Origin of the sequence: Aminobacter sp. AP02 (assembly GCF_003148805.1) — a bacterium.
Classification (GTDB): Bacteria; Pseudomonadota; Alphaproteobacteria; order Rhizobiales; family Rhizobiaceae; genus Aminobacter.
On record NZ_QGGX01000002.1, the window covers coordinates 156200 to 182261 of the forward strand.

Consider the following 26062-nt stretch of genomic DNA (forward strand, 5'->3'; position numbering starts at 1 on the left):
CGGAAACGAGACGTTCGCATGGCATTCGAACCCGAAATTCCCCCGATCCAGGTGCACCTCTGCGTCAAGGATGGCAAGGATGCGATCGCGTTCTACGAGAAGGCCTTCGACGCGGTCGAGACCTTCGAACAGATGGCTGATGACGGGGTCCGCGTGCTGCATGCGAACCTTGCCATGTTCGGCGGCGAAGTGATGCTGCACGACGAGTTTCCCGAATTCGGCGCCGATGTTCTGTCGCCGCTGAGCCGGGGCGGCGCCGGCATGACAGTCAACATCAATCTGAAGCTGCCGGGTGAAGTGGACGCCGCCATCGAGCGCGCGGTCGCCGCCGGGGCCGAGATCACCATGGAACCGGACGACGTCTTCTGGGGCGCCCGCTACGGTCGCATCCGAGACCCGTTCGGCCATGTCTGGGCCTTCAACGCGCCCCTCGGCAACGCCGCCCTGGGCGCACAGGCGGGGAGTGACAAGGCATGACGCAATACGCGTTCGAATTTGCCGGCCTGATGGCGGTGTTTTCGGTGCTGATGGTGATGCCGGGCGCCGACTTCGTCATGGTGGTGCGCCAGAGCGTCGTGCATGGCCGCCGTGCCGCCATCATCACCAGTTTCGGCATCGGCGTGTCGCTTTTGTTTCACGTCAGCTATACGATCCTGGGCATCGGGCTGATCGTGTCGAAGTCGCTGCTGCTGTTTTCGCTGATCAAGTGGGCCGGTGCGGCCTACCTCGTCTATCTCGGCATCAGGGCGCTGCGCGCGGGCCCGATGGAAATGGCTTCCGTCGACGTGCAAGAGAGCGCCAGCGAGGCCAGGGAAATTTCGGCGGTGCGCTGTTTCCTCATGGGGTTCGTCACCAACGCGCTCAACCCCAAGGCCGTGTTGTTTTTCCTTCCGTTGTTCACGGCGATGGTCAGCCACGAGACGCCGGCTGCGGTGAAGGGCGTCTACGGCCTGCTGATGGCCGTGGTGCTGATCGCCTGGTTCGTCGGTGTGTCGATGTTCTTCACCATGGCCTCGGTGCGTGAGCGCTTCGTTGCCTGGGGACGCTGGTTCAACAAGGCGACCGGCATGATCTTCATCGGGCTTGGCGTCAAGCTCGCCACGGTGCAGGCCGGCTGATGCGGATTCAGGCGCTGATCACGGCTGTGGCGATGCTGTCGGCGACGACGGCCCATGCCGCATGCCCGGTCGAGCTTGCCGTCTATGGCGACCGCGACAAGGTCGCCGAGATCGACTTCAGGCCGACGCTGGAATCGGCAACCGTGACCAATAGTTTCAAGATGGTGCTGGACAATGACGTCGTGCTTGACGGCGTCGTGATGTGGTCGCAGGACGTGGCGCGGCCGAACGGCATGCTGATGCACCAGTGCCCGGAAGGCGACGTGACCGGCGAGGAGATCGAGGCCTGCACGGTGTGGCAGGGCGTGATCTACAGCGTCGACGATGAGGGCAATGTCGGGCTCCTGCCACGCGAACGCACCGCCTCGGCCGCGCCCAGGAAACTGATCTTCTCCGACCTCGGCCATGCGTTGCGGACATCCGCCGCCTATGGCCCCGACGGGTTCTCCAAAGTGCCGTGGGACGTGTTCGAGATAAAGGGGTGCCAGGAATGAGCGCTCAAGGCAAAGTTCTGCTGGTGACCGGCGGCAGCCGCGGCATCGGCGCCGCCATCTGCCGGCTGGCGGCAAAGGCCGGCTACCGCGTCGCGGTCAACTACGCCTCCAACGAGACCGCCGCCAATACCCTGGTGGCCGAGATCAAGGCTGCCGGCGGCGAGGCGTTCGCCGTCAAGGGCGACGTCGGCAACGAGGCCGACGTCCTTGGAATGTTCGGCGCTGTCGACGCCGCCTATGGCAGGCTCGACGCCTTCGTCAACAATGCCGGTATCGTCGACATGAAGGCACGCGTGGACGAGATGGATCTGGCGCGGCTGGAGCGCATGATGCGCATCAACGTCATCGGCTCGATCCTGTGTGCCCGCGAGGCGGTCAAGCGCATGTCGAGCCTGCATGGTGGTGCAGGCGGCGCGATCGTCAACATTTCCTCGGCTGCGGCCCTGATCGGTTCGCCCGGCGAATATGTCGACTACGCCGCCTCGAAGGGTGCCATCGATACCTTCACCATCGGGCTTGCCCGCGAGGTTGCCACCGAAGGCGTGCGCGTCAATGCCGTGCGCCCAGGCATCATCGACACCGAAATCCATGCTTCAGGCGGCCAGCCGGACCGAATCGCCGCCATTCGCGGCGCAGTCCCGATGAAGCGCGAAGGCAAGGCCGAAGAAGTCGCACACGCCGTCATCTGGCTTTTGTCGGATGAGGCATCATATACGACGGGCTCAATTTTGAACGTGAGTGGCGGCCGCTGAGCGCGCCAGGCAAGAAGGACAGAACAATGGCATATGACGTCGTCGTTATCGGATCGGGCCCAGGCGGCTATGTGTGCGCCATCAAGGCGGCACAGCTCGGATTGAAGGTCGCCGTGGTCGAGAAGAACGCGACCTTCGGCGGCACCTGCCTGAATATCGGCTGCATTCCCTCCAAGGCGCTGCTGCATGCTTCGGAGATGCTGGCCGAGGCACAGCACTCGTTCGACGCGCTCGGCGTCGAGGTCGGCACCCCCAAGCTGAACCTCACCAAGATGATGGCCCACAAGGATGCGACGGTTGCCGCCAACGTTAACGGCGTGTCGTTCCTGTTCAAGAAGAACAAGATCGAAAGCTTCCAGGGTACCGGCAAGGTGTTGGGCGCCGGCAAGGTTGCCGTCACCGGCGCGGACGGCAAGACCCAGGAACTCGAGACCAAGAACATCGTCATCGCCACGGGTTCCGACGTCGCCGGCATTCCAGGCGTCGATGTCGCCTTCGACGAGAAGGTGATCGTGTCGTCGACCGGCGCGCTTGCGCTGGAGAAGGTGCCGGGCCACCTGGTGGTCGTCGGCGGTGGCGTCATCGGCCTTGAGCTCGGCTCGGTGTGGGCACGCCTCGGCGCCAAGGTGACGGTGGTCGAGTATCTCGACACCATCCTGGGCGGCATGGACGGCGACGTCGCCAAGCAGTTCCAGCGCATGCTGGCCAAGCAGGGCTTCGAGTTCAAGCTCGGTTCCAAGGTGACGGGCGCCGCCAAGGCCAAGAAGGGCGCTGTCGTGACCTTCGAACCGGTCAAGGGCGGTGCGGCGGAAACCATCGAGGCCGATGTCGTTTTGGTTGCCACCGGCCGCCGGCCCTACACCGACGGCCTCGGCCTGAAGGAAGCCGGCGTCGAGATGGACGAGCGCGGTCGGGTCAAGACCGACGGCCATCTGCGCACTAACGTCGCTGGCATCTATGCGATCGGCGACGTGGTGGTGGGTCCGATGCTGGCCCACAAGGCCGAGGACGAGGGCGTGGCCGTTGCCGAGATCATCGCCGGCCAGGCCGGGCACGTGAACTACGACGTCATTCCCGGCGTGGTCTATACCAGCCCCGAGGTCGCTTCGGTCGGCAAGACCGAGGAAGAGCTGAAGAAGGCGGGTGTCGCCTATAAGGTCGGCAAGTTCCCGTTCACCGCCAACGGCCGGGCACGCGCCATGCTGCACACCGACGGCTTCGTGAAGGTTTTGGCCGACAAGGACAGCGACAAGGTGCTGGGCGTACACATCGTCGGCTTCGGCGCGGGCGAGATGATCCACGAAGCGGCGGTGCTGATGGAGTTCGGCGGCTCGTCGGAAGACCTCGGCCGTACCTGCCATGCGCACCCGACGATGTCGGAAGCCGTGAAGGAAGCGGCACTCGCCACCTTCTTCAAGCCGATCCACATGTAGGACCGGCGAACATCGAAAGATACGAAACGGCCCGCTCGATGAGCGGGCCGTTTGCGTTTGATATCGACTTCAGCCGCCGGACGGCGCTGGAGCAGTAGTGCCGCCACCTGAAGGTGCTGCCGGAGCCGGTTCGGTGGTGGTGCCGCCGGAAGGCGCTGCGGGTGCAGGGGCCATGGTGCCCGATGGCGCGGGTGCCGCAGGCTCGGCCGGAGCGGGAGCGATGGTGCCCGATGGCGCGGGCGCCGCGGGCTCGGCCGGAGCGGGAGCCATGGTGCCCGATGGCGCGGGTGCGGCTGGTTCTGCAGGCGCTGGGGCGGTTGCGGCCGGCGGTTCGGCTGGAGCGGGCGCCTCGGCCGACCTGGGGCCAAAGATGTAGTAGGCCACGGCAGCCAGCAGCACGACGATGATAGCTATCAGCCAATTGCTGCCCATGCTCGACTGCCTGGCGGTAGGGCGTCCTGGATCTGGATTGTTCACCATTGAGAGTCTCCCTCAGCTGCGCCCCGCAACCATTGTTGAACATGTCATTCAACGCGCGATTGGCATTTCGGTTTCACATTGACGTGAATTTTCGAAACGAACATTCCAGCGGCGGCGTTTCGCCACACGTGAAGGGCGATGAATCGGATAAGCTCGGCCAGATTGCAATGAACGGAGGCGAGAACCCGTGGTGACTGTCCTGCCCATTGCCGAGCAAATTTTACCCGGAGCGAGTTTCACCGATCGTTTCGCGATTGTGGTCAGTGGCCAGCGCCTTGATGTCGGGGCGGCTGCCGAGCGGGTGTTCCGTCACCGTCCGGGCTGGATCGGCGCCCTGATGGCGCTGCGCAACATATTGGTCAGGCCTTTCGGCTTGAAGACGCGGGATGAGGACCTTGCGCCGGAGCTGGAACGGAAGGGCATGTTTCCTGTGCTGAGCCAGTCCGGGCAGCGGATGGTGCTCGGGCTGGACGATCGCCACCTCGATTTCCGCCTGCTTGTCGAATTGAAGGAACTCGGCGACGAGCGGCAGGAGGTAAGCGCTACGACGCTGGTCAGGCCGCACAACTCGCTGGGGCGGGCCTATCTCGCAGCGGTGATGCCATTCCACAAGATCATCGTGCCGGCGATGCTGGCGCGGGCTGCCAGGCCGTAGCTGCAATCAGCGATCGGCCACCGTCACGATGTAGCCGGCCTTGCGGAACAGCTCGACCAGCCCGTCGGGCCCGGGCAGATGCAGCGCGCCGACAGCCATGAAGGCGTCGCCTTGGGCAAGCAACGGTTCCGCGCGCTCGACCATGGTCTTGTTGCGTGCCGTCACCATTGCTTCTTCGAAGGCCGCGTAGCCCGAATCGTCGCCTGCAGCGCCGGGCAGGGCATTGCGGAACAGCGGCCAGAACATGCCGGTGTCGCCGCGCTCGTAGAGCACGACCATGGTTTCGATGACGTCGTCCATGCGCTCGCCAAGCTTGAGGGTCTCGACGAGGCCCTTGATGTGGAACTCGAGCGGCAACGAGGCCATCGCCGACAGCTGGTCGGCGGCAGTCTCAAGCCCTTTGACCTCCTTGCCGGCGGCCTTGGCCTGCTGGGCCAAAAGGATGTCGAGCACGGGAGCGCCCCCCGCCTTGCGGGTCAGTTCGCAGGCTGGCAGGGCCACCATCGCCGAAAGCATCCACGGCTTCATCTTGGTGACGCTGGCAAACGGAATGCCGCGCGCTTCGAGTGCGGAATTGACGAGTTTGGCGTCTTCCGGCGACAGCAGCGAAGGCAGCGTCGTGGCGTCGGTGAACATCATCAGTTCGGGCTGCTTCATCAGGCTGGCGAGCATGGCGTTCTGGTCGAGAACGTCGGTGGTTTCGATGACCAGCGTATGCGCGCCGTCGAACGCAGTGTGGGCCTGAGGTTCAAGCCTGGTGACGCGCGCGTCGGTGACATGCATGGTGCCGTAGAGCCAGGACGGCTTTTGGCCGGGCTTTTCGAGCTTCCACAGCAGGCCTTCGCCGTTGAGCGTATCCTTGGCCTCGGCCTCGATCTTGGCGAGCAGTGCCGGATTGTCCCTGGCAAGAGCTGCCAGCATGTCCGAACCCGTGCAGGCGGGAGCTTCGGCATGCGCCTTGCCCGCGAGCAGGAGCGCAACGGTGAAGAAGAGGATAAAGAACAGCACGTTGAGCGCTGCAAGCAGCTTCAGCGAGAAAGTCGCGGCGCGGTCTGTGAAGTCGGTCGTGCGTCTCATAGACATTTGTGTAGCCATCAAAAGCGGCAAAACGGTTAATTCCGCAGCGACAATTGTCGGGCTTCGCGTGCGTTTTGCTAGGCACGCGGGTGGGCTGCCTCGTAGATCTCCAGCAGTCGGGCCGTGTCGACGCCGGTGTAGATCTGGGTCGTCGACAGGCTGGCATGGCCAAGCAGCTCCTGAATGGTGCGCAGGTCGCCGCCGCGGCCAAGAAGATGCGTGGCGAAGGAATGGCGCAGCGCATGCGGGGTGGCCGTATCCGGTAGGTTCAAGGCCGAGCGCATCTTGCGCATGTCGCGCTGGATGATCGCAGGGTCGAGCTTTCCGCCGCGCGCGCCACGGAACAGCGCGCCATTGGCGTCGAGATGGTAGGGGCACAGCCTGCGGTATTCGGCGACGGCGGCGAGCGCCACGGGCAGCACCGGCACGAGCCGCGTCTTGCCGCCCTTGCCCGATATGCGCAGTACCGTGTCTTCGGGCGAAGCCAATTCGGCCCCGGATAGATTGAGCGCTTCGGAAATACGCAGGCCGGCACCGTAAAGCAGGGTCAGGACAGCGGCATTGCGCGCGGCGATCCACGGCTCTTCGGCAAGCTGTTCGTCGGCCGAAACGACGCGCTTGGCGTCGACCGCCGTCAGCGGCTTGGGTAGCGATTTCGGCTGCTTGGGTGCGCGCAGTGCAGCGGAGCCAGCGGCGTTGACCAGGCCCTGCCGCTCGAGAAAGCGCAGCAGCGACCGCACGCCTGCCAGGCCGCGCCCGAGCGTGCGCGCACCGGCACCATTGGCACGGCGCGAAGCGAGGAAGCCGCGCAGATCGGCCGGGCGCAGGTCGCGGATGTCAGCGATGCCGGGCGCACCGCCGCAATGGCCGGTGAGGAACTGCAGGAACTGGCGCGTGTCGCGCTCGTAGGCGTCGACGGTCGCGGCGGAGAGGCGCCGTTCGCCGGCGAGTGACTTGAGCCAGCCCTCGCGGGCCGACTGCAGGTCGGGTTTTGCGGCGATGAGGAATTCCTGCATTGGCAGTGGGCGTCCGATTGGAATAAGGCAGTGTTGAACGAGTGAAGTTAGCAAGCAGTGAAGCAGGCGATGGCCAAACCCCAAAATCCTATCCAGATGGCCGTGATCGGCGCCGCCCATGGCATCAAGGGCGAACTGCGCGTCAAGACCTTTACCGGCGACCCGCTGGCCTTGGCCGACTATGGGCCGCTTTATGCCAAGGACGGTCGGGCCTTCGAGATCGCCGCCATCCGGCCGGCCAATGAGGTGGTGGTTGTGCGATTCAAGGGCGTCAACGACCGCAATGCCGCAGAAGCGCTGACCAACACCGAGCTGTTCGTCGACCGTTCGGCGTTGCCTGACGATGGTGACGAGGGCGAGTTTTACTATACCGATCTGGTCGGGCTTGCGGTTCGCAACGAAAATGGCGAGCCGGTCGGCAAGGTGTTTGCCGTGCAGAATTTCGGCGGCGGCGACATTTTGGAAATCCAGTATCAAGGCCGCAAGGGTGTGCTGATCCCGTTCACCAAGGCCGCGGTGCCGGTGGTCGATGTGGCAGGCGGTTTCGTTGCCATCGACACGGTCGCTGCGGGGCTGGTCGAGGACGAGGACGACGATGACGCGCCCTCTGATGGCGAATTCGACAAGCGCCCGCGCGGACCGAAGGACGCCGGGGGCAATCGCTGATGTTCCGAGCCAGCGTACTCACGCTCTATCCCGAGATGTTTCCCGGCGCGCTGGGGCTGTCGCTGGCGGGGCGGGCGATGGAGCGCGGCGACTGGGCGCTGGAGGCGGTGCAGATCCGCGACTTCGCCACCGACAAGCATCGTACAGTCGACGACACGCCGGCTGGCGGCGGTGCAGGCATGGTGATGCGCGCTGACATTGTGGCCAAGGCGATCGACCATGCGTCGCCTGAGGGCGATGAGCGCCCACGCATCCTGATGAGCCCGCGCGGCAAGCCGCTGACGCAAGAGCGCGTGCGGGAACTCGCGGCCGGGCCGGGTGCGGTGATCCTGTGCGGACGTTTCGAGGGTGTCGACCAGCGTGTCATCGACGCGCGGGAGCTGGAAGAGATCTCGGTCGGCGACTTCATCCTGTCGGGTGGCGAGCCGGCGGCACTGGTGCTTCTCGATGCGGTCGTCAGGCTTTTGCCTGGCGTGATGGGCAATGAGGTGTCAGGCGACGAAGAAAGTTTCGAAGGCGGGCTGCTGGAGCACCCGCACTACACCCGGCCGCAGGAATTCGAGGGGATGGCTATTCCCGAGGTGTTGACCTCGGGCAATCACGGCAAGATCGCCAAATGGCGACGTGCCGAAGCCGAGAAGCTGACGGCTGAAAGGCGGCCGGACCTTTGGGCCGGGCGGGTTGAGAAGAAGGGGTAAGGTCGTCACCGGGACACTTGGGTCTTACGAAGCCCTCTCCGCCTCGCTGTGCTCGGCACCTCTCCGCAGGGGGCGACGAACCCAAATCCTGCGAGGTTGCCTAAGACCTGTGACTGACAGAGGCGACCTGACGCTTCGCTTGTTTCCTCGCGGGGCGGCCGGCATCCGCAGCTGCCAGGTGATAAGGCTGGACAAGTGTCTCCGCCGGTATCTTCCAGTGCGCGTGCAGCCGCTGGATCATGTCGACATTGAGCATGCGCTTGCGGTTGACGATCTCAGACGCCCGCGACGCTGAGCCGAGGACTTCGGCAAGATCGCGCTGCTTGAGGCCTCGCATCTCCATATGCGAGACGATGGCAGTGACGGGGTCAGGCGTTTCTATCGGATAGTGCTTGTCCTCATAGGCCTCGATGAGGGTGGACAGCACGTCGAAGCGCGCCGCGTCGGCGCTGCCGGGCGCGGGCTCGTGCTCGAAATAGCGGGCAACTTCCGCGACGGCCCATTCGAGGTCTTCGTCGTTGCGGATGGGTCGAATGTTGTCCATCACACCTTCTCCACGTCAATCTTGTCGTAGTCGGCATGTGTGCCGACGAACTTGATCAGCACCCGCTTGAATGTGTAGCTGACATGCAGGACCAGCCGATATTTGTTGCCGGCGATGTCGAAGACGATGCGGTTGTCGGCGACAAAGTCCACACTTGGGCCGAACATTGCCTTGACGTCAGCCGGTCCTGTCCATGCGGAGGCATCGACTGCCTGATACCATGCCGTGAGCGGACGCTGCGCTTGCGGATGCTTCTCCCAGAAGTCGCGCAACGTCTTCTTGCTCAGTATCTGCATGTCTTCATATAGCGCTTTCCCAATTTGGGAACAAGGTCAATTCTCCCAATTTGGGAAATCGATAGCGGGCCACTACCTACCCCTTGGTAAAGTAATAAAAGGCCAAAAACAGGCCGATTGCGACGACGAGCGCGCGAACGATGCCTTGCGGCACGCGGCGGGCGGTCCAGACACCTGCATAGCCGCCGAGTGCCACGCCTGGCACCATGGCGGCCGCGGCCGTCCAGGTCACCACGCCGCCGGAGGCGAAGATGACTATGGCGACGGCGGCGATGACGATCGAGAGCAGGTTCTTGAGCGCGTTGAGGCGGTGGTAGTCGCCGCCCTCGGTGAGACCGAGCGTTGCCAGCATCATCACGCCCATGCCGGCACCAAAGAAGCCGCCATAGATCGAGGTGAAGAACTGGACGATGCGGCCGACGAGCGATGCCGGAGCATCGGGCGCGCGCTCGGCGAGCTTTTTCGGGCGCAGCCACGGGCCGGCGGCGAACAAAGCGGTTGCGGCGAGCAGCAGCCAGGGCACCAGTGCCCCGAAGGCGGCATTATCGAGCGAAAGCAGGATCAGGGCGCCCGCCAGCGCGCCCACCGCCGAGATGATGGCGAAGACGATGGCCCCGCGCCACATCACCCTGATGTCGTCGATATATGCCCATGTCGAGGTGATGTAGCCGGGGAACTGTGCGATGGAGGAGGTGGCGTTGGCCGAGATCGGCGGGACGCCGAGCATGGTCATGGCGCCGAAGGTCAAGAAGGTGCCGCCGCCGGCGATGGCGTTGACGACGCCTGACAGGAAGCCCGCGAGAAAGAGAATGCCGACTGTAATGAGGGACACGGGCTGCCTGCCTTGATCGGTTGCTTGCCCGGTCTGTAGGAAGCAAGGGCGCCGGATGCAAGCCATGGCTTGCCGTTGCCCGTCGCGTGGCCCAAGGTGTCTTTGGCAGCATCGAAAGTTTGCCAGCAAGCCGTCGTTGCAAAAAAGAAGCGGCGAAGGCGTGACAAATGGCCGAAATAGCGCTATGTGCCCGCCCGAACCGGACGAATAATCGACCGGACCCGTCAACAGTGACGGTGTAGTCGCCCCTGCCGGAAGGCCCGCAAGGGAAGAAGGCATACCCAAGCGGTCATTGGAACTGCAAGGCGAGCGTTGGGCGCTCTGGCTGTCGGAAGAACAAGAAGTGGATTTTTGAGATGGATATCATCCGCCAGCTCGAGGCCGAACAGGCCGCCAAGATCGAAGCCAAGCGCACCCTGCCTGAATTCCAGCCCGGCGACACCGTCCGCGTTCAGGTGCGCGTCACCGAAGGTTCGCGTACCCGCGTCCAGGCCTATGAGGGCGTCGTGATCGCCCGTTCGGGTTCGGGCTTCCAGGAAAACTTCACCGTCCGCAAGATCTCCTATGGCGAAGGCGTGGAGCGCGTGTTCCCGGTCTACTCGCCGATGATCGAGGGCGTCGAGATCGTCCGCCGCGGCAAGGTGCGTCGTGCCAAGCTGTACTACCTGCGCGACCGTCGCGGTAAGTCGGCTCGTATCGTCGAGAACACCGGCGTGCGCGCCCGCAAGCTGAACGAAGCCGAGCGCGCGGCGCTGGCTGCCGAGAAGGCGCGCATCGAAGCCGAAAAGGTTGCCGCAGCCCAGGCGCTGGCCGCCGAGAAGGCAGCTCAGGAAGCAGCCGAGAAGAAGGCAGCCGCCGAGGCCGCCAAGGCAGCTGAAGCCGCCGCCGAATAATCTCCGGCGTATTGATTTCGAAAGGGCGGCTTCGGCCGCCCTTTTGCGTTCTGGGAACTACCTGGGGCCTTTGTGGGAGCTCAGCGAAGGGCGGCCAGCATCCAGCTTGCTTCGTTGCCGGAGCCATGGCCGCGAGGATGATCGACGACAGCCGAAGGGCATGCGGCAAGCCGTCTGGTGCCTGGTGCGGTCGCATAGGTTGCCGCGCTGGAGCAGATAACCGGTTCGGACCGGGTCGCCAACTGAAGGCCCCAAAGCGCGAGGATGAACGGCCCGCAGACGGCGACCGCCAGTGCCGACGACAGTAACCTGTTTCGCATCATTGCCCGCAATCCCAATTGCGTCCTTGCCGATGGACGGTCAAACCCGAACATCAAGATAAGGCATCACCGTAACGGCGAGACGCCGTTGACCGAGCCGATTGTCTCCAGCGTGTTTCACGGTCGAAATACCTCCCCACCAGGCAGGTGGCCGAGAGGCACTTTCGTTTCGGCCGGCAAAGGCGCAACTAACAACTGTGGGATGGGGGCACAGTAGAGCAAGCATGCTTGCAACGGCGTGGGGGGAGTCTAAAGTCTGCCGCAAATGGACCGGTGAAGCCGGTCTTGAGTTTTTGGGGAACGCATGATGAAGAATTTCAAGCTGTCATTGGCCGGCGCGCTGGCCGTCGTGCTCATGCCCATTGCCGCCATGGCCCAGAGCTTGCCGGATCTCGGTGGCAAGACCGTGGTCGTGGTGACGGAAAACGCCTACCCGCCGCTGCAATTCGTCGATCCCAAGACCGGCAAGCAGATCGGCTGGGAATATGACGCCATGGACGACATGGCCAAGCGCCTCAACTTCAAGGTCGAGTACCAGAACACCTCGTGGGACGCGATGATCCAGGCAGTGGCCGACGGTCAGTACCAGATCGGCATGACCGGCATCACCATCAAGGACGACCGCAAGGAGAAGGTCGACTTTTCCGATCCCTATATCCATTCGGAAATGCGCATGCTGGTGCGTAGCGATGAAAGCCGCTTCACCGACCACAAGGGCTTTGCAGCGCTGAAGGATGGCCTGATCGCGGCACAGCCGGGCACGACCCCGTTTTTCGTTTCGGTCTACGACGTGCTCGACGGCAACGAGCAGAACCCGCGCATCAAGCTGTTCGAGACTTTCGGCGCGACCGTGCAGGCGCTGAAGACCGGCGACGTGGACCTGGTGCTGACCGACGGCGTGGCAGCGCAAGGTTATGTCGACGCTTCCGAAGGCAAGCTCAAGATCATCGGCGAGCCGCTCGGCGGCGAGGATTTCGGCTTCATCTTCAAGAAGGGCTCGGACCTGGTCCAGCCGATCAACGCGGCGATCGCGGCGATGAAGGCCGACGGCACGATCGACGCGCTGAACAAGAAGTGGTTCCTCGACTACAAGATGGGCCAGTAAGCGGCCGACATGGCTTTGGCGGGCGGCCTAGGCGCCGCGCGCCGCGCCGTAGAGGCTGGCGCCGACATGGTCGACGACATAGAGCCATGTGCCGTCGGCCTGCCTGCGCACGATTTCGGCGGTGAAGCCGGAATAGAGGGTTGTGCCTTCCTCATTGACGATTGCGAAATCGGCGCGCAGCAGCGCCAGGTCGCCATGTTCGACGCAGAAGGTGTTTCTGGACGTCATGGTGCCGGGAATGCGCACCAGCCGTTCGAATTCCTCGGCGATCGCAGCCTTGCCCGTGAAACCAGAACCGCTGGCATCGACCAAAAGCTGGCTGTCTTCCTCGTAAAGCGCCAGCAGGCCTCCGACATCGCCGCTGTTGCGAATGGCGGCGAAGGTTTCGTTCATTTCGGTTGGCCGATAGACTTTTGATGACATTGGCTTTCTCCTGTTTCGGCGACAGAAACATGCCGATTCAGAACTATCCAAACGGGTATCTCGAATGATTGCCGACATGACTACCGAGATCGAGCGCGAAGCGCCCACGCCACGGCGGCCGGAAATTTGCCCCCTCGAGGATTGGCTGGCCTTCCTCGGTCACCGCTGGAATGCGCTAGTGCTGTGGCAGCTCTCGATCGGTGCGAAGCGCCATGGCGAGTTGATGGCGCACCTGCCCGGCGTCACCGCCAAGGTGCTGTCGGAGCGGCTGGACGGATTGCAGCGGCGCGGGCTTGTCGAGCGTGACGCGGTCGCCGCCTTCCCGCGCGGCGTTTTATACGCGCTGACAGACGGCGGACGCCGGGTCGTTGCACTGCTCGATCAGTTCGAAACGCTGCCGTCCAGCTTTGCCGCGCCGCGACAGGATGCGGCTGCGGCATGAGCCAGTATCCGGTCAAGAAGGACGATTTTCCCTGGTGGCTGGTGGCTGCCGCGACGATCGCTGTCGTGGCGGGCGTGGCCATCGCCGCCAACGATCTCTACAGCCAGGTCTTTTCGGTTGTCACCAAGGGCCTCGGCATCACCGTATTCGTCACCATCGTCGGCTTCGCGCTGGCGTCGGCGCTGGGACTCGGCATTGCCCTGATGGGGTTGTCCGGCTCGATCTGGTTGCGCCAGTTCTCGCGCTTCTATGTCGAGATCATTCGTTCGGTACCGATCCTGGTGCTGCTGTTTTGGGTGGCCTTTGTCGGTGCACCAGCCTGGGTGGCATTCTGGAACTGGGCGACTACCCCGTTGCAGGCGGCGGGGCTGGTCGAGCCGATGCAGGTGCGCGACTTTTCGCTGTTGTGGCGGGCGATCATCGCCTTGATGATCGCCTATTCGTCGTTCATCGCCGAAATCTTCCGCGCCGGAATCCAGGCCGTCGACATAGGCCAGATCGAGGCCGCCAAGGCGCTGGGACTGTCGCGCTACCGGCGCTTTCGCCACATCGTGTGGCCGCAGGCGTTCAAGACCATCCTGCCGCCCTACAGCAACGACTTCATAGCCATGGTCAAGGATTCCTCGCTGGTCTCGGTGCTCGGCGTCGCCGACATCACCCAGATGGGCAAGGTTTATGCCTCGGGATCGTTCCGCTTCTTCGAGACCTATTCTATCGTGGCTTATGTCTACCTGATCTTGACGGTCAGCCTGTCGCTGGCGTTGCGTGCGCTGGAAAAGCGCCTGAGGCGGAGTTCCGAGCCGCGCGGATAGAGGAGTGGGGTTGTGGGTTCCAATAGGGCGGAGGCGGCACTTCACGCGGTTTATTCGGCCGAGACGCCACAGGAGCTTGAGGCGGCCTATGCCGCCTGGGCAGCGACCTATGACAGCGAAACCGCCTCGCTCGGATATCTCCTTCCCTTCTTGATCGCGGCCTGGGTGGCGCGCCATGTGCCGGTGGGCGAAGGTCCGCTGCTCGATGCCGGCTGTGGCACTGGCCTGTCGGGCCCCTCGCTCACGGCACTCGGCTACACCGATCTCGCCGGGCTCGACCTGTCGCAGGAGATGCTGGCGGTGGCAAAAAGCCGCCAGAGCTATGGCGAGCTGAAGCAGGCTGAACTGGGTGGGCCGTTGCCGTGGCCGGACGGGCATTTCCGCGCCTTCTTTTCGACAGGCGTGTTCACCATCAGCCATGCTCCGGCATCAGGCCTGCACGAACTGGTGCGCATCACGCGCAAGGGCGGCCACGCCATCTTCACGGTGCGCGACAAGGCGCTCGAAATCGGCGGTTTTCCGGCTGTCTTTGCCGAGCTGGAACGGCAGAAAAAGTGGCGGCCGATCGAGGAAAGTGCGTGGTTCCGCTGCTACGCGGTCGCTGAACCGGAAGCGATGGTGAGGACTTTCGTGTTCGAGATCGTCTGAGGCTTCCGCGACAATCGGCCCTGCGACAGGGTGGACGATTGCGCGCCGTCAAGGCTCTGACAATCTCCAGACATGACACATATCAGCAGATTCCTCACCGACCCCTTGACCCGCTTGCGCTGCGCCGGACTGTTCGAGGGGACGACGCTGCTCTTCCTGCTTTTGATCGCCGTGCCGCTGAAACACCTCGCCGGCTATCCCGGGATCGTCAGTGCCGCGGGGCCGGTTCACGGCCTCGCCTTCGTGCTCTACATCGTTGCCCTGGTCGACAATTTCTCCGGCGGTGGTTGGTCGCGCAAGGAGATGCTGCGCACGGGACTTGCCTGCCTTGTGCCGTTCGGCACCTTCATCAACGACCGCTACCTTGGCGTCAGGGCTGCCGCCCAGGCGGGTGGCCAATGAGCTATCTCGTCATCAAGACACTGCATGTCGTGGCGATGGTGGTTTGGCTGTCGGGCATGATCTTCGTGCCGCTGACCCTGTCGCGCATGGCGGCGGGCGGCGGCGTCGACGCCAAGCAGGTCGCGCACCTGCGGGCTGGCTTTGCCATGCTGGTGACGCCCGCGATGCTGGCGGTCTGGGGGCTCGGCCTCTACCTCGCTTATGACGTCGGACTTTTCGGCGACGCCTGGCTGCATGCCAAGCTCACGCTGGTCGTGGCGATGTCGGGCCTGCATGGCGTGTTGTCGGGCCAGCTCAGGCAGATGTCGGGGGCTAGGCTGGCGAAGCCGGCGCCGCTTGTCCTCAAGCTGCACTGGCTCGTTGGCCTGCTGTTGGTTGGGATCGTCGGCCTGGTGATCGTCAAGCCGTTCTGAACGACATGGGCGTGTTTCGTCGCTTCTCGGCCTAGGACTGCGGGAACCACCTCGGTCATGGCGCGTTGGGGGCCGAACCAGCTTGAGGGCCCCATGGAACAACTCGTCGAAGAATTCGGCCATCCCACCTACACTTCGTTTCCGGTGATCGTCGCCAGGCTCTTGCTGGCAACGATCTTCGGCGCGGTCATCGGTTTCGAGCGCGAATGGCGCAATCGGCCGGCGGGCCTCAGGACACATGTTCTGGTGTGCGTTGCCGCGGCGACCTTCGGCATCCTCACCATAGAGATCGTGCATGCGCCGATGTTCGCGGCGGACGGGATGACAGAGATGATCAAGGTCGATCCGATCCGTGCCGTCGAGGCGGTGACGGCCGGCGTCGCGTTCCTTGCCGCGGGCACCATCTTGTTCGCGCGCGGCGAGTTGCAGGGCCTGACCACCGGTGCCGGCATGTGGCTGGCAGGTGCCATCGGCCTCGCCGCGGGACTCGGTTTCTGGCAGATCGCCGGCTTCGGCACCTTCATGGTGCTTGTCGTCCTGGGGCTGATGCACACGCTCGAGGTCAGGTTCAACCTCAGCGAGGACAAGAAGGACGAAAAACCCGCCGCGCGGAAATCGCAGGCCAGGCCGAGGCGCGGCTAGCTCTCGGCAGATGGGTTGAAAGGGCGCTTCCACTGCAATTGCCGGAAGCTCAAAAGATTGATATGAGCAGGCCATGGAAGAGCTCTTTGGAGATCCGGCCTACAAGGGTTTCGTGCTGCAGGACCACAAGCGCCTGCCGTCGCGCTTCTTTGCCCGGATTTCAGGCGCGTTGACCAGCCGACTTATCTAGTCGTTTTCGCCGAGCCGACGGGCTTTCGGCGCCTCAGCCTTCCCCAGTTCATATCGACGGATCCAAGATCATGAGCGCACCGCGCACCCTCTACGACAAGATTTTCGACGACCACGTTGTCGACCGCCAGGACGACGGCACTTGTCTGCTCTACATCGACCGCCACCTCGTGCACGAAGTGACGAGCCCCCAGGCCTTCGAAGGCCTGCGCATGACGAACCGCAAGGTTCGCCATCCCGAGAAGACGCTGGCCGTTGTCGACCATAACGTGCCGACCTCGCCGGACCGCAAGAACGGCATCAAGAACGAGGAAAGCCGCATCCAGGTCGAGGCGCTGGCCAAGAACTCGGCCGATTTCGGCGTCGAGTACTACTCCGAGAACGACAAGCGCCAGGGCATCGTCCATATCGTCGGCCCCGAGCAGGGCTTCACGCTGCCGGGCATGACCATCGTCTGCGGCGACAGCCACACCTCGACGCATGGCGCGTTCGGCGCGCTGGCGCATGGCATCGGCACCTCTGAAGTGGAACACGTCCTGGCGACCCAGACGCTGATCCAGAAGAAGGCCAAGAACATGCTGGTGCGTGTCGACGGCCAATTGCCGGAAGGCGTGACCGCCAAGGACATCGTGCTGGCCATCATCGGCGAGATCGGCACCGCCGGCGGCACGGGCTACGTCATTGAATATGCCGGCGAGGCGATCCGCGCGCTGTCGATGGAAGGCCGCATGACGATCTGCAACATGTCGATCGAGGGCGGCGCCCGCGCCGGCCTGATTGCGCCTGACGAGACCACCTATGCCTACGTCAAGGACAAGCCGCGCGCGCCCAAGGGCAAGGCGTGGGACATGGCGCTCGACTACTGGAAGACGCTGCACACCGACGAAGGCGCGCATTTCGACAAGGTGATCGTGCTGGACGCCGGCAAGCTGCCGCCGATCGTCACCTGGGGCTCGTCGCCCGAGGACGTGGTCGCCATCACCGGCGTGGTGCCGGATGCCGAAGTGATCGAGGACGAAAACAAACGCAACTCCAAGAAGCGCGCGCTCGACTATATGGGGCTGACAGCGGGCACCAAGATCACCGACATTTCGGTTGATCGCGTCTTCATCGGCTCGTGCACCAACGGCCGCATCGAAGACCTGCGCGCCGTTGCCAAGGTCGTCGAGGGCCGCAAGGTTGCTTCGACGGTCAGCGCGATGATCGTGCCGGGCTCGGGCCTGGTCAAGGAACAGGCGGAAGCCGAGGGTCTGGACAAGATCTTCGTTGCCGCCGGCTTCGACTGGCGCGAGCCGGGCTGCTCGATGTGCCTGGCCATGAATGACGACCGGCTCAAGCCACATGAGCGCTGCGCCTCGACCTCGAACCGCAACTTCGAGGGCCGCCAGGGCTTCAAGGGCCGCACCCATCTGGTGTCGCCGGCGATGGCTGCAGCCGCAGCGATTGCAGGTCATTTCGTCGACATCCGCGACTGGCACTAAAAGCCAAGCCGGTGAGCCGGCCGACTGCAGAGAAGGCGGCGGAGCATTGTTCCGCCGCCTTTGCCATTTGTTGAGGATGACTTGAAACGGGCCGCTGCCACGAGGTCACGTTAACGTCTTTTTCTCGCTGGTGTGTTTTGGTCTCACGAGGGAAGAGACGGCGTCAAACGATGAGCGGTGCAGAGTTCATTCTCACGATCAACGTGTTCGTCGCGGGCCTGCTGGCCAGCGCGTTTATGGCGATTGCGATCTATGACCCCAAGCGCGTCGCGGCGCGCTGGTTTGCGTTCTGCTACGTCATGGGCATCGTCTATATCGGCACGGAATTTTCCATTCCGCTGTTCGAAGACACGCGGCTGATCACGGCGATAAACTTTGCTGCATTCCTGGCGACGCTGCTGGTGATGAATGTCGGGCTGGCGCGCCGTTACGACGCTGCGCCGCCATGGCGGTCGATGACGGCGTTCTTTGTCATGGCGATCGGTGCCGTCTACGTCACGCAAGGGTTCGAGCGCGACTCGCTGCTGCGCATGATGACCTTCCAGACCCCCTATGCCATCGCCCAGGTGATCGGCGCTGTATTGGTCTTGCGGTCGCGCCAGGCGCTCAGCCAGTTCGACTACGTGCTGTCAGGTGTGTTGCTGGCAAGCGCGCTGCAATTCTTCTCAAAACCCTATCTGGCGCTCGCCGTCGGTGGATCCGGTGCCGACCCGCATTATTACCTGCAAAGCACCTATGCGATGGTCTCGCAGGCGCTCGGCACGGTGTTTGCACTGTCGATCGCGCTGTTGCTGCTGGTTATCCTGGTGCGCGACATCCTTGCCGATGTGACGCAGAAATCAGAGACCGACGCATTGTCGGGCCTGCTCAATCGGGGCGGTTTTGAGCGCCGGGCCGAAACGGCGTTGCGCGAAGCCGCGCGGCAGGGACTGCCGGTGACACTGATCATCTCCGATCTCGATCATTTCAAGTCGATCAACGACAATTATGGCCATGCCTCGGGTGATCGTGTCATCGAGGCGTTCGCGCGCTTCATCAGCGAATCCAAGGCTGGGCACCATGTCGCCGGGCGCATCGGCGGCGAGGAATTCGCCATCATGCTACCCGGTGCGCATCTGGCTGCGGCGCGGTTGTTTGCCGAGGGCGCGCGCAGCGCCTTCTCCGGCCTGCCGATCGAGGGTCTGCCGCCACATTGCCGCTTCACGGCAAGCTTCGGAGTCGCCGAGCTCGCAGCAGGCGAGGGCATAGATCACCTGATGATCCGTGCCGATGCAGCACTCTACGAGGCCAAGAAGGACGGGCGCGATCGCGTCAGGGTTTCGGGAACGGCGGCACTGTTCAGCGATTCGACCGTGGTGCCGTTCGGCGTCAAGCCGCCGAACCGGTAGTCGTTGCAGCTGTCGATCAGCGGCAGCGCAGACCGGGTTGCGGAATCACACCCTCCGAAAAGCCGTACATGTAGCCACGGCCTTTCAGCAGCGTCGGCGGACGATAACAATTGCTGACGATGCCTTGGTCCTGCTGGTCGAGATAGACGACCTTGGGTGCGCCAGCGTTCAGGTAATTCGACATCTTGCGGGCCGAGCCGCCCTGGCCGACGAGGATGCGCTTGTAGCCGGCTGCGCCGTCGACGACGAGGTTTCCGAACGAATCAGCATGGACGCGATCGCGGTCCCAGCCACCGGCCGTTGCGGGTGCCGAAAAGCCAATGATTGCGGCGAGCGATGCAGTTGCGGTCAAGGCCAGTGCCAGACGCATGACGCCATCTCCGTGGTTGGTCGAATCGGAGATTAATCGTTTCTTAATCTTTGTTAAGGCTTGGGCGGCAAAGATTAAGAAACATGGTTAATTTTACCTGAAGGATCTGGCTTCTGACCGTGCCAACGGTCGGGTAGGGCGCAATTGCGCTATCGGGGAGGCGTTTGCCGCCGGTTTTGCCTTGTCGATCAGGCGCCGGCATACCCATCCGGGTGGTGGCTTGGGGCTTCAATCGATTGAAGGCGAGCTTGGTCATCGGCTGCGACTAAATAGGTGCGCCAGAACGGTTTTCCGACTTTGACGCGGTGCAAAAAGAGCATTAGAAAGCGCGCAGTCCGACGTCGCAAAACGGTGCGGCGGCGCCGTATTCAAACATAGCCACGCTCGGATGCAGACCGGGGGAGCCATGAGCAAATCACAAGCAACCCAATCAACGGCACGAGCGCGGCCTTTGTCGCCGCATCTGACGATATATCGCCCGCCGATCACCATGACGACGTCGATCCTGCACCGCATTACCGGCGGAGCGCTCTATTTCGGCACGCTCCTGGTCGCCTGGTGGCTGATCGCGGCGGCGACCTCGCAGCATTATTTCGAATTCGTCAGCTGGGTGTTCGGCACCTGGATCGGGCAGCTGGTTCTGCTCGGCTACACCTGGGCGCTGATGCTGCACATGCTGGGCGGCATCCGCCATCTGGTCTGGGACACTGGGGCCGGGCTTGAGAAGCACACGGCATCGAAGGTCGCCTGGACGTCGCTGGTCACATCGGTGGTGCTGACGGCGCTGGTCTGGATCGTCGGCTACATGGTGCGGGGAGCCTGAGATGAGCGGCAGCAACAACAACGACATGCGCACGCCGCTCGGCAAGGTGCGCGGCCTCGGCTCCGCCCGCGAAGGCACCGAACATTTCTGGCGCCAGCGCCTGACTGCGGTCGCCAACATTCCGCTGATGCTGTTTTTCGTCGGGCTCTTGATCGCGCTCAACGGCGCGGATTTCGAGACCGTGCGCGCCTCGCTCGCCAATCCGTTCGTGTCGCTGGTGACGGCACTGATGCTGATTTCTGGCCTGTACCACATGCGGCTCGGCATGCAGGTGGTGATCGAGGACTACATCCATGGCGAGGGTCTCAAGGTGATCCTCATCATGCTCAATACATTCTTTACCGTAGCGGTCGGCGTCGCCTCGCTGTTCGCCCTGCTCAAACTGGCATTTGGAGGCTGACAAGGTGGCCAAGGACGGCAAGACCAGCGGAGCTTCCGCCTATACCTATGTCGATCACAAGTTCGACGTCGTTGTCGTCGGTGCCGGCGGTGCCGGCCTGCGCGCCACGCTCGGCATGGCCGAGCAGGGGCTGAAGACCGCCTGCATCACCAAGGTGTTTCCGACCCGTTCGCACACGGTCGCAGCACAGGGCGGTATCGCCGCCTCGCTGCAGAACATGGGCCCTGATTCCTGGCAGTGGCACATGTTCGACACCGTCAAGGGCTCCGATTGGCTCGGCGATGTCGACGCGATGGAATATCTGGTGCGTGAAGCACCCGCCGCCGTCTACGAGCTTGAGCATTACGGCGTGCCGTTCTCGCGTACCGAAGAAGGCAAGATTTACCAAAGGCCCTTCGGCGGCCACATGATGAACTATGGCGATGGTCCGCCCGTGCAGCGCACTTGTGCTGCGGCCGACCGCACCGGCCACGCCATCCTGCACACGCTGTATGGCCAGTCGCTGAAGCACAACGCGCAGTTCTTCATCGAATATTTCGCCCTCGACCTGATCATGGAGCCGGACGGCACCTGCACGGGCGTGGTTGCCTGGAACCTCGATGACGGTACCATCCACCGCTTCTCGGCGAAGATGGTGGTGCTGGCGACTGGCGGCTATGGCCGCGCCTATTTCTCGGCGACCTCGGCGCATACCTGCACCGGCGACGGCGGCGGCATGGCCTCGCGTGCCGGCCTGCCCCTGCAGGACATGGAGTTCGTGCAGTTCCACCCGACCGGTATCTACGGTTCGGGCTGCCTGATCACCGAAGGCGCACGCGGCGAAGGCGGCTATCTCGTCAATTCCGAGGGCGAGCGCTTCATGGAGCGCTATGCGCCGTCGGCCAAGGACCTGGCCTCGCGCGACGTGGTTTCGCGTTGCATGACGTTGGAGATCCGCGAAGGACGCGGCGTCGGCAAGAACAAGGATCACATCTTCCTGCACCTCGATCACCTCGATCCGGCGGTGCTTCACGAGCGGCTGCCCGGCATTTCGGAATCGGCGAAGATCTTCGCCGGCGTCGACGTGACCCGCGAGCCGATCCCGGTGCTGCCGACGGTCCACTACAACATGGGCGGCATCCCGACCAATTATTGGGGCGAAGTGCTGAACCCGACCAAGGGCAATCCCGACCGCGTGTCGCCCGGCCTGATGGCCGTCGGCGAGGCGGGTTGTGCTTCGGTGCATGGCGCCAACCGCCTCGGCTCCAATTCGCTGATCGACCTGGTGGTGTTTGGCCGTGCAGCGGCGATCCGCGCCGGCGAAGTGGTCGACCGCAACGCGCCGATCCCAGCGCCGAACGCGGCCTCGGTCGAGAAGATCATGGACCGTTTCGATCGCTTGCGTCACGCCAATGGCGGCACGCCGACGGCGGTGTTGCGCGAGAAGATGCAGAAGGCGATGCAGGAAGACGCTGCCGTGTTCCGCACCCAGGACTCGCTCGAACAGGGTTGCAAGCGCATCTCCAAGATCTGGAGCGAGATGAAGGACATCAAGGTCTTCGACCGCTCGATGATCTGGAACTCGGATCTGGTGGAGACGCTGGAACTCGAAAACCTGATGTCGAACGCGATCGCCACCGTCTACGGTGCGGAAGCGCGCAAGGAAAGCCGCGGCGCGCATGCGCGCGAGGACTTCTCCGCCCGCGACGACGAGAACTGGCGCAAGCACACGCTGGCAACCGTCGCCGAGGACGGCAAGGTGACGCTGACCTATCGGCCGGTGCACACCGAGCCGCTGCTCAAGGAAGAAGACGGCGGCATTTCCCTGGCCAAGATCGCACCCAAGGCACGGGTGTACTGAGCCATGGCGCTGGCGGCGGCCGGATATTCGCTTGTGCCGCTTGCGGCCAAGCTCGGCCTCAAGGACGGCCAGAGCGTGGTGTTCGTCGACCTGCCGGAAGAGCTCGGCGAGCTGGCTTCGTCGCGCGATTTCGCGGCGAAGCGGCTGACGGGCTGGCCAGCGCTTGCCGAAGCAGGCGAGGGCCATGACGTGGTTCACGCCTTCACCAAGCGCCGCTCCGATCTCGACGGCAATGTCGAGACATTCAAGAAGATGATCGCGCCCGACGGCGCTGTCTGGATTTCCTGGCCCAAGAAGGCGTCGAAGATCGCCACCGACATCAGCGAGGATGTCATTCGCGACGTCGCGCTGCCGAAGGGGCTGGTGGACGTAAAGGTCTGTGCCGTGGATGCCGTGTGGAGCGGGCTCAAGCTCGTCATCCGCAAGGAACTGCGCCAAGCTGTGAGGAACCGATCGTGGTCGAACTAACACTCCCCAAGAACTCGCAGATCAAGCAGGGCAAGACCTGGCCGAAGCCGGAAGGTGCAACCAACCTGCGCGAATACCGGATCTACCGCTGGTCGCCGGACGATGGCGAAAATCCGAGCATCGACACCTATTTCGTCGACGTTGACGATTGCGGGCCGATGGTGCTGGACGCGCTGCTCTACATCAAGAACAAGATCGACCCGACGCTGACGCTGCGCCGTTCCTGCCGCGAGGGCATTTGCGGTTCCTGCGCGATGAACATCGACGGCTCGAACACGCTGGCCTGCACCAAGGGCTGCGACGACATAACGGGTGCGGTGAAGATCTACCCGCTGCCGCACATGCCTGTCGTGAAGGACCTGGTGCCTGACCTCACCAACTTCTACGCCCAGCACCGCTCGATCGAGCCGTGGCTTAAGACGGTGTCGCCCGAGCCGGCAAAGGAGTGGCTGCAGAGCCATGAGGACCGCCAGAAGCTCGACGGCCTCTACGAGTGCATCCTGTGCGCCTGCTGCTCGACCTCGTGCCCGAGCTACTGGTGGAACGGCGACCGCTATCTTGGACCGGCGACGCTGCTGCAGGCCTATCGCTGGCTGATCGACTCCCGCGACGAAGCCAAGGGCGAACGCCTCGACAATCTCGAGGATCCGTTCCGGCTCTATCGCTGCCATACGATCATGAACTGCGCCCAGACCTGCCCGAAGGGTCTGAACCCGGCCAAGGCGATCGCAGAAATCAAGAAGATGATGGTCGAACGCCGGGTGTGAGGCGAAAGCGGCTGACATGACGGACACAGAACTTCCCCAACTTACCCCGGTCGAAGCGCGTGTGCTCGGCTGCCTGATCGAGAAGAAAGAACTGACGCCCGACGTCTATCCGATGACGTCGAATGCGCTGGTCGCCGCCGCCAACCAGAAGACGTCGCGCGAGCCTGTCATGGCGCTGGAAATGGTCGACGTTACCCGGGCGCTCGCCACGTTGCAGGCGAAGGGGCTGGCGAAGCAGCAGTTCGCCTCGCGAGTCGAGCGCTACGAACACCTGATGGCGCAGAAGTTCTCTCTGACGCGCAACCAGGGTGTGCTGATCGGCCTGCTTCTGCTGCGCGGACCGCAGACGGTCAACGAGTTGCTCGCTCGCTCCGAGCGCATGGCCAACTTCACTGACGCCGACGCGGTACGCGGCGAACTCGACATGCTGATCGGCCGCCGGCCGGCCTTGGTCAAGGAGATCGGCCGCGCCCCCGGCCAGCGCGAGGATCGCTTCGCGCACCTCTTGTCAGGCGATGTCGATGCAGCAGCCATCACGACAAGGGCGCCGAGCGCCCCTGCAGGGTCAGCTGTTGCGGAACTCGAGGAGCGCGTCCGGCTGCTGGAAGAGGAAGTGGCGGCGCTGAAGGCGCGGCTCGACGCCGTCGGCGGATAGGCGCGCGGCAGAACAACAGCCAGCTGTCGGCACAGCAAATGCAGTCATCTCGCCGTAATCGGGATAGCAAAACGGTCCGGTTGCCAAGGCAGCCGGGCCGTTTGTATTTGTTGCCGGGACGCGATCGCCGGTAGTCACAGAGGGAGGCTCTGCCCCTCATCCGCCTGCCGGCACCTTCTCCCCGTAATGACGGGGAGAAGGGACCAAGTGGCCTTACTTCCGTGCGGCTTCGACGATCTCGCGCGCCATGGTTTCGGCGACCGCATCGGTGGTGCGGCCTTCGCGCTCGGCGCGCTGGAAGATCGTGGTCAGCGTGTCGGCGATCTTTTCCACGCGCGGCGTCACTGCCTCGACGCTGTAGCCGCCATCGGCCATCTCGGCCGCGACGTTGATCACCCCGCCGGCGTTGATGACGTAGTCGGGCGCGTAGAGGATGCCGCTCTCGAGGAGCAGCTTGCCGTCGTCGGCAGTGGCGAGCTGGTTATTGGCGGCACCGGCGACGATCTTTGCCTTGAGCTGCGGGATGGTGTCGGCAGACAGTATGCCGCCAAGTGCGCAGGGCGCGAAGATGTCGACGTCAGCTGCAATGATGGCATCGCCTTCAACGACCGTGGTGCCGAACTTGTCGGCAGCACGAGCGGTGCGGCCCGTATCGAGGTCGGAGACGGTGAGGATAGCGCCTTCGGCATGGAGCTTTTCGCATAGCGACCAGCCGACCGAGCCCAGGCCCTGCACGGCGACGCGCACGCCCGCCAGATTGTCGCTGCCCGTGCGGTGCCGAAGGGCTGCTTTAAGGCCAAGGAACGTGCCCTGTGCGGTGAAGGGAGAAGGATTGCCGCTGCCGCCCTTGGTGGTGCCGCTGACATTGGGCGCGCGCTCGGCAAGGAAGTCGGCGTCGGCCAAGCTCATGCCGACGTCCTCGGCGGTGATGTACTGGCCCTGGAGCGTGTTCAGCATCTCGGCATAGGCCTCGAGCATCTGGGGCGTCTTGTCCTTCTTGGCGTCGGCGATGATCACCGCCTTGCCGCCGCCAAGCGGCAGGCCGGCGATGGCCGACTTGAAGGTCATGCCGCGCGACAGGCGCAGCGCGTCGATGACGCCGGCCTCGAAGCTCGCGTGCGGCCAGATGCGTGTGCCGCCCAGGGCAGGGCCGAGCACCGTGGTGTGGATCGAAACAATGGCGGTCAGCCCGCGCGCCGTGTCGCGGCCGAGCCAGACCTGCTCGTGATGGTCGAAACCGTCGAGATGGGCGACGTCGGCGGTAATGTCGGTGATTTCGAGCGTGGTCGTGGGCGACAGTTGCGGGTTGCGCGGTTCAAGGACGTTCAGCATGAGGGTTCCTCCCGGTGAGCTGGTCCCTGGAGGGTAAACATTTCAGGCGATTTTTGGTTTCGAAGTGACCCGGTACCGCGACCGCGCATTGCGCCCGCGGGGCGCGGCGCGCAACAAACGAAAAGATCGCTGGCGAGGAAAAAATGGCCGGACGCTGGTCTGCCCCCCTGCGTCCGGCCTGCTGTGCT

Annotated in this window: 34 protein-coding genes; 24 read left to right on the top strand and 10 right to left on the bottom strand. The window is 63.6% G+C overall.

Going from position 1 to position 26062, the window contains the following annotated elements:
• The first annotated feature begins 18 nt into the window (after positions 1-18).
• The 5 genes from C8K44_RS02645 to lpdA are packed head-to-tail and all read left to right on the top strand — an operon-like array spanning position 19 to position 3797.
• Positions 19-477 (top strand): VOC family protein, encoded by a 459-nt coding sequence (locus C8K44_RS02645; RefSeq protein ID WP_109574208.1) that lies wholly within the window; start codon positions 19-21, stop codon positions 475-477.
• Positions 474-1118 carry a LysE family transporter gene (locus C8K44_RS02650; protein WP_109574209.1) on the top strand — a complete coding sequence of 215 codons (645 nt, stop codon included), beginning with the start codon at positions 474-476 and terminating at the stop codon, positions 1116-1118. The genes C8K44_RS02645 and C8K44_RS02650 overlap by 4 nt, the downstream gene beginning before the upstream one ends.
• Positions 1118-1612: a hypothetical protein gene (locus C8K44_RS02655; protein ID WP_109574210.1), complete on the top strand. Its 495-nt coding sequence runs from the start codon at positions 1118-1120 to the stop codon at positions 1610-1612. Before C8K44_RS02650 ends, C8K44_RS02655 begins: the two co-directional genes overlap by 1 nt.
• Positions 1609-2364, top strand: a complete 756-nt coding sequence (locus tag C8K44_RS02660; protein ID WP_109574211.1) for an SDR family oxidoreductase — start codon at positions 1609-1611, stop codon at positions 2362-2364. Before C8K44_RS02655 ends, C8K44_RS02660 begins: the two co-directional genes overlap by 4 nt.
• 26 nt (positions 2365-2390) lie before the next feature.
• Positions 2391-3797: a dihydrolipoyl dehydrogenase gene (lpdA, locus tag C8K44_RS02665; protein ID WP_109574212.1), complete on the top strand. Its 1407-nt coding sequence runs from the start codon at positions 2391-2393 to the stop codon at positions 3795-3797.
• A 69-nt stretch (positions 3798-3866) separates the two neighbouring features.
• Here the strand turns inward: lpdA and C8K44_RS02670 are convergent, their stop codons facing one another.
• Positions 3867-4277: a hypothetical protein gene (locus tag C8K44_RS02670; RefSeq protein WP_245417334.1), complete on the bottom strand. Its 411-nt coding sequence runs from the start codon at positions 4275-4277 to the stop codon at positions 3867-3869.
• 187 nt (positions 4278-4464) lie between these two features.
• Between C8K44_RS02670 and C8K44_RS02675 the strand changes: the two genes are divergently transcribed.
• Positions 4465-4932 (top strand): DUF2867 domain-containing protein, encoded by a 468-nt coding sequence (locus C8K44_RS02675; protein ID WP_109574213.1) that lies wholly within the window; start codon positions 4465-4467, stop codon positions 4930-4932.
• A 6-nt stretch (positions 4933-4938) separates the two neighbouring features.
• Here C8K44_RS02675 and C8K44_RS02680 read toward each other — a convergent pair whose 3' ends face one another.
• Together C8K44_RS02680 and C8K44_RS02685 are read right to left on the bottom strand one after the other, a co-directional pair.
• Positions 4939-6009: a TraB/GumN family protein gene (locus C8K44_RS02680; protein ID WP_109574214.1), complete on the bottom strand. Its 1071-nt coding sequence runs from the start codon at positions 6007-6009 to the stop codon at positions 4939-4941.
• Positions 6010-6086: 77 nt separating this feature from the next.
• Positions 6087-7025 carry a tyrosine recombinase XerC gene (locus C8K44_RS02685; RefSeq protein WP_109574215.1) on the bottom strand — a complete coding sequence of 313 codons (939 nt, stop codon included), beginning with the start codon at positions 7023-7025 and terminating at the stop codon, positions 6087-6089.
• Positions 7026-7094: 69 nt separating this feature from the next.
• On the opposite strand from C8K44_RS02685, the gene rimM reads away from it, so the two are divergent.
• Together rimM and trmD are read left to right on the top strand one after the other, a co-directional pair.
• A complete protein-coding gene (rimM, locus tag C8K44_RS02690) occupies positions 7095-7691 on the top strand; it encodes a ribosome maturation factor RimM (RefSeq protein ID WP_109574429.1) in 597 nt (198 codons plus the stop codon).
• Entirely contained in the window at positions 7688-8389 is a 702-nt protein-coding gene (gene trmD / locus C8K44_RS02695) for a tRNA (guanosine(37)-N1)-methyltransferase TrmD (protein WP_109574216.1), read from the top strand. Before rimM ends, trmD begins: the two co-directional genes overlap by 4 nt.
• Before the next feature lie 100 nt (positions 8390-8489).
• On the opposite strand, the gene C8K44_RS02700 is transcribed toward trmD, so the two are convergent.
• The 3 genes from C8K44_RS02700 to C8K44_RS02710 all read right to left on the bottom strand — a co-directional run bounded on the left by C8K44_RS02700 (position 8490) and on the right by C8K44_RS02710 (position 10061).
• Complete coding sequence (locus C8K44_RS02700) at positions 8490-8933, bottom strand: XRE family transcriptional regulator (RefSeq protein ID WP_109574217.1); 444 nt, start codon at positions 8931-8933, stop codon at positions 8490-8492.
• Positions 8933-9229: a type II toxin-antitoxin system HigB family toxin gene (locus C8K44_RS02705; RefSeq protein ID WP_109574218.1), complete on the bottom strand. Its 297-nt coding sequence runs from the start codon at positions 9227-9229 to the stop codon at positions 8933-8935. The genes C8K44_RS02700 and C8K44_RS02705 overlap by 1 nt, the downstream gene beginning before the upstream one ends.
• A gap of 76 nt (positions 9230-9305) precedes the next feature.
• Positions 9306-10061, bottom strand: a complete 756-nt coding sequence (locus tag C8K44_RS02710) for a sulfite exporter TauE/SafE family protein (protein WP_109574219.1) — start codon at positions 10059-10061, stop codon at positions 9306-9308.
• A gap of 356 nt (positions 10062-10417) precedes the next feature.
• Between C8K44_RS02710 and rplS the strand changes: the two genes are divergently transcribed.
• Positions 10418-10954: a 50S ribosomal protein L19 gene (rplS, locus tag C8K44_RS02715; RefSeq protein ID WP_109574220.1), complete on the top strand. Its 537-nt coding sequence runs from the start codon at positions 10418-10420 to the stop codon at positions 10952-10954.
• An 80-nt stretch (positions 10955-11034) separates the two neighbouring features.
• On the opposite strand, the gene C8K44_RS02720 is transcribed toward rplS, so the two are convergent.
• Positions 11035-11277, bottom strand: a complete 243-nt coding sequence (locus tag C8K44_RS02720; RefSeq protein ID WP_109574221.1) for a hypothetical protein — start codon at positions 11275-11277, stop codon at positions 11035-11037.
• A 352-nt stretch (positions 11278-11629) separates the two neighbouring features.
• Here C8K44_RS02720 and C8K44_RS02725 point away from each other — a divergent pair, with 352 nt between their 5' ends.
• On the top strand, positions 11630-12379 hold the full coding sequence (locus tag C8K44_RS02725) for a transporter substrate-binding domain-containing protein (RefSeq protein ID WP_245417352.1): 750 nt from the start codon (positions 11630-11632) through the stop codon (positions 12377-12379).
• Positions 12380-12406: 27 nt separating this feature from the next.
• On the opposite strand, the gene C8K44_RS02730 is transcribed toward C8K44_RS02725, so the two are convergent.
• A complete protein-coding gene (locus C8K44_RS02730) occupies positions 12407-12802 on the bottom strand; it encodes a nuclear transport factor 2 family protein (RefSeq protein ID WP_245417335.1) in 396 nt (131 codons plus the stop codon).
• A gap of 76 nt (positions 12803-12878) precedes the next feature.
• Between C8K44_RS02730 and C8K44_RS02735 the strand changes: the two genes are divergently transcribed.
• The 8 genes from C8K44_RS02735 (at position 12879) to C8K44_RS02775 (ending at position 19219) form a co-directional block, all read left to right on the top strand.
• Positions 12879-13244, top strand: coding sequence for a helix-turn-helix domain-containing protein (locus C8K44_RS02735; RefSeq protein ID WP_245417336.1), 366 nt, complete (start codon positions 12879-12881; stop codon positions 13242-13244).
• Positions 13241-14056 (top strand): amino acid ABC transporter permease, encoded by an 816-nt coding sequence (locus C8K44_RS02740; RefSeq protein WP_109574224.1) that lies wholly within the window; start codon positions 13241-13243, stop codon positions 14054-14056. The genes C8K44_RS02735 and C8K44_RS02740 overlap by 4 nt, the downstream gene beginning before the upstream one ends.
• Before the next feature lie 12 nt (positions 14057-14068).
• On the top strand, positions 14069-14704 hold the full coding sequence (locus tag C8K44_RS02745; protein WP_109574225.1) for a class I SAM-dependent methyltransferase: 636 nt from the start codon (positions 14069-14071) through the stop codon (positions 14702-14704).
• Between the two features lie 72 nt (positions 14705-14776).
• On the top strand, positions 14777-15106 hold the full coding sequence (locus C8K44_RS02750) for a DUF3817 domain-containing protein (RefSeq protein ID WP_109574226.1): 330 nt from the start codon (positions 14777-14779) through the stop codon (positions 15104-15106).
• Positions 15103-15519 (top strand): CopD family protein, encoded by a 417-nt coding sequence (locus C8K44_RS02755; RefSeq protein ID WP_109574227.1) that lies wholly within the window; start codon positions 15103-15105, stop codon positions 15517-15519. Before C8K44_RS02750 ends, C8K44_RS02755 begins: the two co-directional genes overlap by 4 nt.
• 93 nt (positions 15520-15612) lie before the next feature.
• Positions 15613-16161 carry an MgtC/SapB family protein gene (locus C8K44_RS02760; RefSeq protein WP_109574228.1) on the top strand — a complete coding sequence of 183 codons (549 nt, stop codon included), beginning with the start codon at positions 15613-15615 and terminating at the stop codon, positions 16159-16161.
• A gap of 260 nt (positions 16162-16421) precedes the next feature.
• On the top strand, positions 16422-17831 hold the full coding sequence (gene leuC / locus C8K44_RS02770; RefSeq protein ID WP_109574229.1) for a 3-isopropylmalate dehydratase large subunit: 1410 nt from the start codon (positions 16422-16424) through the stop codon (positions 17829-17831).
• A 170-nt stretch (positions 17832-18001) separates the two neighbouring features.
• A complete protein-coding gene (locus tag C8K44_RS02775) occupies positions 18002-19219 on the top strand; it encodes a GGDEF domain-containing protein (protein ID WP_109574230.1) in 1218 nt (405 codons plus the stop codon).
• 16 nt (positions 19220-19235) lie between these two features.
• Here C8K44_RS02775 and C8K44_RS02780 read toward each other — a convergent pair whose 3' ends face one another.
• Positions 19236-19589, bottom strand: a complete 354-nt coding sequence (locus C8K44_RS02780) for a hypothetical protein (protein WP_109574231.1) — start codon at positions 19587-19589, stop codon at positions 19236-19238.
• Between the two features lie 406 nt (positions 19590-19995).
• Here C8K44_RS02780 and sdhC point away from each other — a divergent pair, with 406 nt between their 5' ends.
• From sdhC to C8K44_RS02810, 6 genes are read left to right on the top strand one after another with little or no spacing between them, the layout of a single operon-like run.
• A complete protein-coding gene (gene sdhC, locus C8K44_RS02785) occupies positions 19996-20412 on the top strand; it encodes a succinate dehydrogenase, cytochrome b556 subunit (protein ID WP_109574232.1) in 417 nt (138 codons plus the stop codon).
• A 1-nt stretch (position 20413) separates the two neighbouring features.
• Positions 20414-20812, top strand: a complete 399-nt coding sequence (sdhD, locus tag C8K44_RS02790; protein WP_109574233.1) for a succinate dehydrogenase, hydrophobic membrane anchor protein — start codon at positions 20414-20416, stop codon at positions 20810-20812.
• A gap of 4 nt (positions 20813-20816) precedes the next feature.
• The gene (gene sdhA, locus C8K44_RS02795; protein WP_109574431.1) at positions 20817-22652 is read left to right on the top strand and encodes a succinate dehydrogenase flavoprotein subunit; all 1836 of its coding nucleotides are present in this window, start codon (positions 20817-20819) and stop codon (positions 22650-22652) included.
• Between the two features lie 3 nt (positions 22653-22655).
• Positions 22656-23120 (top strand): DUF3052 family protein, encoded by a 465-nt coding sequence (locus C8K44_RS02800; protein ID WP_109574234.1) that lies wholly within the window; start codon positions 22656-22658, stop codon positions 23118-23120.
• Entirely contained in the window at positions 23108-23887 is a 780-nt protein-coding gene (locus tag C8K44_RS02805) for a succinate dehydrogenase iron-sulfur subunit (RefSeq protein ID WP_109574235.1), read from the top strand. Before C8K44_RS02800 ends, C8K44_RS02805 begins: the two co-directional genes overlap by 13 nt.
• Before the next feature lie 16 nt (positions 23888-23903).
• Positions 23904-24542, top strand: coding sequence for a DUF480 domain-containing protein (locus tag C8K44_RS02810; RefSeq protein WP_109574236.1), 639 nt, complete (start codon positions 23904-23906; stop codon positions 24540-24542).
• Positions 24543-24755: 213 nt separating this feature from the next.
• Here C8K44_RS02810 and C8K44_RS02815 read toward each other — a convergent pair whose 3' ends face one another.
• Positions 24756-25874, bottom strand: a complete 1119-nt coding sequence (locus tag C8K44_RS02815; RefSeq protein ID WP_109574237.1) for a Glu/Leu/Phe/Val dehydrogenase — start codon at positions 25872-25874, stop codon at positions 24756-24758.
• Positions 25875-26062: the final 188 nt, after the last annotated feature.

What these genes read in the sequence shown, in the direction of transcription:
- C8K44_RS02730 (WP_245417335.1), bottom strand. Translation starts at nt 12,802, where the DNA reads ATGTCATCAAAAGTCTATCGGCCAACCGAAATGAACGAAACCTTCGCC.
- C8K44_RS02700 (WP_109574217.1), bottom strand. Translation starts at nt 8,933, where the DNA reads ATGGACAACATTCGACCCATCCGCAACGACGAAGACCTCGAATGGGCC.
- lpdA (WP_109574212.1), top strand. Translation starts at nt 2,391, where the DNA reads ATGGCATATGACGTCGTCGTTATCGGATCGGGCCCAGGCGGCTATGTG.
- sdhD (WP_109574233.1), top strand. Translation starts at nt 20,414, where the DNA reads ATGAGCGGCAGCAACAACAACGACATGCGCACGCCGCTCGGCAAGGTG.
- C8K44_RS02780 (WP_109574231.1), bottom strand. Translation starts at nt 19,589, where the DNA reads ATGCGTCTGGCACTGGCCTTGACCGCAACTGCATCGCTCGCCGCAATC.
- C8K44_RS02680 (WP_109574214.1), bottom strand. Translation starts at nt 6,009, where the DNA reads ATGAGACGCACGACCGACTTCACAGACCGCGCCGCGACTTTCTCGCTG.
- C8K44_RS02645 (WP_109574208.1), top strand. Translation starts at nt 19, where the DNA reads ATGGCATTCGAACCCGAAATTCCCCCGATCCAGGTGCACCTCTGCGTC.
- C8K44_RS02800 (WP_109574234.1), top strand. Translation starts at nt 22,656, where the DNA reads ATGGCGCTGGCGGCGGCCGGATATTCGCTTGTGCCGCTTGCGGCCAAG.
- C8K44_RS02725 (WP_245417352.1), top strand. Translation starts at nt 11,630, where the DNA reads ATGCCCATTGCCGCCATGGCCCAGAGCTTGCCGGATCTCGGTGGCAAG.
- C8K44_RS02650 (WP_109574209.1), top strand. Translation starts at nt 474, where the DNA reads ATGACGCAATACGCGTTCGAATTTGCCGGCCTGATGGCGGTGTTTTCG.
- C8K44_RS02670 (WP_245417334.1), bottom strand. Translation starts at nt 4,277, where the DNA reads ATGGTGAACAATCCAGATCCAGGACGCCCTACCGCCAGGCAGTCGAGC.
- C8K44_RS02660 (WP_109574211.1), top strand. Translation starts at nt 1,609, where the DNA reads ATGAGCGCTCAAGGCAAAGTTCTGCTGGTGACCGGCGGCAGCCGCGGC.
- C8K44_RS02760 (WP_109574228.1), top strand. Translation starts at nt 15,613, where the DNA reads ATGGAACAACTCGTCGAAGAATTCGGCCATCCCACCTACACTTCGTTT.
- C8K44_RS02685 (WP_109574215.1), bottom strand. Translation starts at nt 7,025, where the DNA reads ATGCAGGAATTCCTCATCGCCGCAAAACCCGACCTGCAGTCGGCCCGC.
- C8K44_RS02735 (WP_245417336.1), top strand. Translation starts at nt 12,879, where the DNA reads ATGACTACCGAGATCGAGCGCGAAGCGCCCACGCCACGGCGGCCGGAA.
- C8K44_RS02755 (WP_109574227.1), top strand. Translation starts at nt 15,103, where the DNA reads ATGAGCTATCTCGTCATCAAGACACTGCATGTCGTGGCGATGGTGGTT.
- rimM (WP_109574429.1), top strand. Translation starts at nt 7,095, where the DNA reads ATGGCCAAACCCCAAAATCCTATCCAGATGGCCGTGATCGGCGCCGCC.
- C8K44_RS02815 (WP_109574237.1), bottom strand. Translation starts at nt 25,874, where the DNA reads ATGCTGAACGTCCTTGAACCGCGCAACCCGCAACTGTCGCCCACGACC.
- C8K44_RS02705 (WP_109574218.1), bottom strand. Translation starts at nt 9,229, where the DNA reads ATGCAGATACTGAGCAAGAAGACGTTGCGCGACTTCTGGGAGAAGCAT.
- sdhC (WP_109574232.1), top strand. Translation starts at nt 19,996, where the DNA reads ATGAGCAAATCACAAGCAACCCAATCAACGGCACGAGCGCGGCCTTTG.
- C8K44_RS02750 (WP_109574226.1), top strand. Translation starts at nt 14,777, where the DNA reads ATGACACATATCAGCAGATTCCTCACCGACCCCTTGACCCGCTTGCGC.
- rplS (WP_109574220.1), top strand. Translation starts at nt 10,418, where the DNA reads ATGGATATCATCCGCCAGCTCGAGGCCGAACAGGCCGCCAAGATCGAA.
- C8K44_RS02655 (WP_109574210.1), top strand. Translation starts at nt 1,118, where the DNA reads ATGCGGATTCAGGCGCTGATCACGGCTGTGGCGATGCTGTCGGCGACG.
- C8K44_RS02740 (WP_109574224.1), top strand. Translation starts at nt 13,241, where the DNA reads ATGAGCCAGTATCCGGTCAAGAAGGACGATTTTCCCTGGTGGCTGGTG.
- C8K44_RS02720 (WP_109574221.1), bottom strand. Translation starts at nt 11,277, where the DNA reads ATGATGCGAAACAGGTTACTGTCGTCGGCACTGGCGGTCGCCGTCTGC.
- C8K44_RS02775 (WP_109574230.1), top strand. Translation starts at nt 18,002, where the DNA reads ATGAGCGGTGCAGAGTTCATTCTCACGATCAACGTGTTCGTCGCGGGC.
- C8K44_RS02810 (WP_109574236.1), top strand. Translation starts at nt 23,904, where the DNA reads ATGACGGACACAGAACTTCCCCAACTTACCCCGGTCGAAGCGCGTGTG.
- leuC (WP_109574229.1), top strand. Translation starts at nt 16,422, where the DNA reads ATGAGCGCACCGCGCACCCTCTACGACAAGATTTTCGACGACCACGTT.